The sequence below is a fragment of the Pseudoalteromonas sp. A3 genome (genome assembly GCF_025942345.1).
GTDB lineage: Bacteria > Pseudomonadota > Gammaproteobacteria > Enterobacterales > Alteromonadaceae > Pseudoalteromonas > Pseudoalteromonas atlantica.
The window spans coordinates 1-246 of record NZ_JAPCKL010000012.1; positions in this window are offsets into that span (position 1 = coordinate 1).

Below are 246 nucleotides of genomic sequence, written 5' to 3' on the forward strand. Positions count from 1 at the left end.
CTAATTACCCGTGAGGCTTAACCATACAACGCCAAACGCGTTTTGTGACAGAAACAAGCGACAGAAGTTAATAGCTAGAGTAGATAAATACTTAGACTTAAAAAATATTATCAGAGTTTTCCAAATTTATGAGGTGACTCTTAGCGCGTAGCGTTAAAGTTGAGGCACCTTGCGCAAAGGAAATAGTAGCACTACGTGCTTATCATTACTCCTTTGCACCTAATTTGCTTGGTAACCATAGCGTTT